Origin of the sequence: Streptomyces alkaliphilus, from assembly GCF_014141535.1 — a bacterium.
Classification (GTDB): domain Bacteria; phylum Actinomycetota; class Actinomycetes; order Streptomycetales; family Streptomycetaceae; genus Streptomyces; species Streptomyces alkaliphilus.
This window is the reverse complement of record NZ_VKHT01000433.1, coordinates 1-4,210: the sequence shown is the minus strand read 5'-3', so window position 1 is coordinate 4,210 and position 4,210 is coordinate 1. Positions and strand designations below refer to the sequence as shown.

General features: G+C 73.8%; 4 protein-coding genes. 3 read left to right on the top strand and 1 reads right to left on the bottom strand.

Features of this window, described 5'->3' with window-relative positions:
- Positions 1-51 precede the first annotated feature (51 nt).
- The 3 genes from FNQ90_RS14430 (at position 52) to FNQ90_RS14420 (ending at position 3,634) form a co-directional block, all read left to right on the top strand.
- Complete coding sequence (locus tag FNQ90_RS14430; RefSeq protein WP_182606758.1) at positions 52-900, top strand: GNAT family N-acetyltransferase; 849 nt, start codon at positions 52-54, stop codon at positions 898-900.
- Between the two features lie 273 nt (positions 901-1,173).
- Positions 1,174-1,707 (top strand): GNAT family N-acetyltransferase, encoded by a 534-nt coding sequence (locus FNQ90_RS14425; protein WP_143622086.1) that lies wholly within the window; start codon positions 1,174-1,176, stop codon positions 1,705-1,707.
- Between the two features lie 178 nt (positions 1,708-1,885).
- Complete coding sequence (locus FNQ90_RS14420; protein WP_182606757.1) at positions 1,886-3,634, top strand: proline--tRNA ligase; 1,749 nt, start codon at positions 1,886-1,888, stop codon at positions 3,632-3,634.
- An 82-nt stretch (positions 3,635-3,716) separates the two neighbouring features.
- Here the strand turns inward: FNQ90_RS14420 and FNQ90_RS14415 are convergent.
- Positions 3,717-4,210 (bottom strand): aminoglycoside phosphotransferase family protein (locus FNQ90_RS14415; RefSeq protein ID WP_228471183.1); only part of this gene is annotated, 494 nt, incomplete at its 5' end.

Below are 4,210 nucleotides of genomic sequence, written 5' to 3'. Positions count from 1 at the left end.
ATTCCCACCACCCCGCCCGGTGGTTGACCTCCTTCCTCGGCAAGGCCACACGTGCTGACCTCACCCACCACGCGGGTCCTGCAACCCGCCGATCTGGACGACGCCCTCGAGGTACTCGACCGCGAACCGGTCGCCAACGCCTTCGTCACGGCCCGGGTCCTGGACGCCGGGCTGGACCCCGCCCGGCTGGGCGGCGAGATGTGGGGTTGGTACCGGCGCGGGCGGCTCGGAGCCCTGTGCTACGCCGGTGCCAATCTGGTGCCGGTGTGCGCCGGACCGGGCGCCGTGCGGGCCTTCGCCGAACGGGCCCTGCTGCACGGCCGGCAGTGCTCCTCCATCGTCGGCCCCGCCGAGGCCACCGCCGAGCTCTGGTCCCAGTTGCGCCCCTGCTGGGGGCCGGCCCGGGAACTGCGCCCCCGTCAACCCCTCATGGCCACCGGGGAGCCACCCGCCGGCATCACCTCCGACCCCCTGGTCCGCCCGGTACGGCGCAACGAGATGGAGCTGGTGCTGCCGGCCGCCGTCGCCATGTTCACCGAGGAGGTCGGGGTCTCCCCGCTCGCCGCGGCGGACGGCGGTCTGGCCTACCAGGCCCGGCTGGCGGACACCGTCGGACGCGGACACTGCTTCGTCCGCGTGGAGGACGGCCGGGTCGTCTTCAAGGCCGAGATCGGGGCCGTCACCCCCGGGGTGTGCCAGCTCCAGGGGGTGTGGACGGCCCCCGGGCATCGCGGCCGGGGCCTGGCCACCGCGGGACTGGCGACCGTCGTGCGGCACGCGTTGGCCCACACCGCGCCCGTGGTCAGTCTCTACGTCAACGACTTCAACGCCCCGGCACTGGCCGTCTACCGGCGGCTCGGCTTCCGTGAGGTCGGGGCCCTGATGAGTGTCCTGTTCTGAGTCGGCCGGACCACCGAGGTACCTGATTCCGGCCGGCCGGCCGGAACTCGACGTGATCCCGGTCGCGTTTCGGCCCCGGGCCGGGGCGCCGACTCTCCCGGACGTGGTCGTCCGATTCCCACCTCATCGACTCCGAAGCCGCATGTCGGTGCCCGTTTCGTGCCCGTTCCGCTCCCACTCCCCGGCGGTTTCCGTCGCCGGGTCCGCCCCGGTGGGGGCCCCGGGTCACCACCCGGCCGGGACTTCCATCCCCCCGGAGGTTAATCTCGCGGCATGGACGAAGCCGTCATCGGTCCGCTCGACCTGACCGTCCGGGTGGACGAGGCGCTCGCCGTGCAGGCGCGGGCCTTCGGGCTCTCGGAGGACGAGGCCCGGGTCCGACACCACATCGTGCTGCGCCACGTGGCCACCCCCGGTTCGCGGGCGCTGGGCGCCACCCTGCCCGACAACACCCTCGTCGGGTTCGTCTACGGCCTGCCCTGTGACCGCACCCAGTGGTGGGCCTCGGTGGTCGAGCCGCACCTGCGCGCCAACGGCTTCGACGACTGGCTCGACGACTCCTTCACCATCACCGAACTGCACGTGCTGCCCGAGTACCAGGGGCTGGGCATCGGGCGGGCGCTGATCACCACCCTGACCGACCGCTGCGGCCGGCCGCGTTCCCTGCTGTCCGCCATCGACGCCGACACCCCGGCCCGCGCCCTGTACCGCAAACTCGGGTACCGGGACCTGGCCCGTCGGGTCGCCTTCCCCTCCGCCCCGCGTCCCTACGCGGTGATGGGCGCCCACCTGCCGCTGGCCCGCTGAGGGCGCCGGCAGCGACGACGCGGAACGGGCCGCGGGGGTCCGGCCGGACCCCGGAACCGCCCGGGAGCGGCCCCGAAACGGAGACGGCGGACGCACCCGGCGCCCCGGCCGGATAGGCTCCTGTGCCCGGCCCGGTTCACGGGCCGCAGCCCTCACCGCCCATCGCAGGAGTGCCCCCATGCCCGCCCTCGTCCAGCGCATGTCCCGTCTGATGCTCAAGACCCTCCGGGACGCGCCGGCCGACGCCGAGACCATCAGCCACAACCTGCTGGTCCGCGCCGGCTACGTCCGCCGCACCGCCGCCGGAGTGTGGAGCTGGCTCCCGCTGGGCCGCCGGGTCCTGGAGAACGTCACCCGCGTGGTCCGCGAGGAGATGGACGCCATCGGCGCCCAGGAGGTCCTGCTTCCCGCCCTGCTGCCCAAGGAGCCCTACGAGGCCACCGGCCGATGGGACGACTACGGTGACCAGCTCTTCCGGCTGACCGACCGCAAGGGCGCCGAGTTCCTGCTCGGTCCCACCCATGAGGAGATCTTCACCCTGCTGGTGCGCGACCAGTGCAGCAGCTACAAGGACCTCCCCGTGATCCTCTACCAGATCCAGACCAAGTACCGGGACGAGGCCCGCCCCCGCTCCGGCATCCTGCGCGGTCGCGAGTTCCTGATGAAGGACTCCTACTCCTTCGACCTCACGGACGAGGGGCTGGCCGCCTCCTACGACCTGCACCGCGCCGCCTACCTGCGGATCTTCGAGCGCCTGGGGATGGACTTCCGGGTGGTCTCGGCGATCTCCGGAGCCATGGGCGGCTCCGCCTCCGAGGAGTTCCTCGCCCCCGCCGCCGCCGGCGAGGACACCTTCGCCCAGTGCGCCGCCTGCGGCTGGGCGGCCAACACCGAGGCGGTCACCACCACCGTCCCGCCGGTGGACCCCGACACGGTGGCGGCGATCCCGGCCATCGAGGAGCTGGACACCCCGGACACCCCCACCATCGAGACGCTCGCCGAACACCTGGGTGTGCCGGCCTCCGCGACCCTGAAGAACCTGCTGATCACCGTCGACGGTGAGATCACCGCCGTCGGGGTCCCCGGGGACCGCGAGGTCGACCTCGGCAAGCTCACCGAGCACCTGGCCCCCGCCCGGGTCGAGTTGGTCACCGCCGAGGACTTCGCCGACCACCCGGAGCTGGTGCGCGGCTACGTCGGTCCGCAGGGGATGGCGGGCAAGTCGTTCCGTTACCTCGCCGATCCCCGGGTGGCGTCCGGCACCTCCTGGATCACCGGGGCCAACAAGGAGGGCGTCCACGCCCGCAACGTGGTCTGCGGCCGGGACTTCACGGTCGACCGGTACCTGGACGTGGTCGTGGTCCGCACCGGTGACCCCTGCCCGAGGTGCGGCGGGGAGCTGACCCTGGACCGGGCCATCGAGATCGGCCACATCTTCCAGTTGGGTCGCAAGTACGCCGACGCGCTGAAGCTGGACGTGCTGGGGCCCGACGGCAAGCCCGCCCGGGTGACCATGGGCTCCTACGGCATCGGTGTCTCCCGGGCCGTGGCCGCGCTCGCCGAGCAGACCGCCGACGAGCAGGGGCTGTGCTGGCCGCGCGAGATCGCCCCGGCCGACGTGCACGTGGTCGCCGCCGGCAAGGCGCTGCAGACCGAACTGGCGCTGGAACTCGCCGATCGCCTCGGCGCCGCCGGGGTGCGGGTGCTGGTGGACGACCGGGCGGGTGTCTCCCCTGGCGTGAAGTTCACCGACGCCGAGCTGATCGGGGTGCCGACCATCCTGGTGGTGGGACGCGGAGCGGCCGAGGGTCGGGTCGAGGTGAAGGACCGCCGCACCGGGGAGCGCGCCGAGCACCCGGTGGAGGAGGCGCTGTCCCTGCTCGTCGCCGCCGTGCACGGCGGCGACGCGAACGACACCGACGCCTGATCCGGACCGGACGGCGCCGGCCCTCGAGGGCCGGCGCCGTCCGGCGGGTGACGTGGGTCCGGCCGGCCGGACCCACGAACGCTCACAGCCGGGAGGCGAACTCCAACAGGGCCTCCCCGCCGAGCCGGTCGCCCCGGGCCAGACGGAGCACGCCCGACTCCACGGCGCGGAACACCGTCCAACCCCGCAGCCGTTCGCGGTCCACCTCGACCGAGTCGGCCAGCCGGTCCAACGCCCGCCGGACCCGCACCGGGCCGGCGGAGGTCGCCACCAGGTCCTCCGGCCGGTCCCGGGCGACCCGCGCCAGCTCCCAGGCCCGTTCCCCCACCACCGGTTCGGGGCCCACGGCGAGCCACGGCGCCCGCTCCGGGTCTGAGGCCAGCACCGAGCCCTGGGACAACCGTCCGTGCAGCAACAGCCGCTCGGCGGGGGCGGTGGCGAGAAGTTCCGCCCGCGACTCCAGGGCCTCCCGCACCATCGGCCGGAGAACCTCCGGGGCGGGGAGGAACGCCGCGGGGTCCGTTCCCGGCGCGTCCGGCACGGCGAACCGGCCGATGGTGCGGGAGGCCCTGGAGT

Bases quoted from the DNA above. Each gene is read 5' to 3' on its own strand.
- FNQ90_RS14420 (WP_182606757.1), top strand. From the start codon at position 1,886: ATGCCCGCCCTCGTCCAGCGCATGTCCCGTCTGATGCTCAAGACCCTC.
- FNQ90_RS14425 (WP_143622086.1), top strand. From the start codon at position 1,174: ATGGACGAAGCCGTCATCGGTCCGCTCGACCTGACCGTCCGGGTGGAC.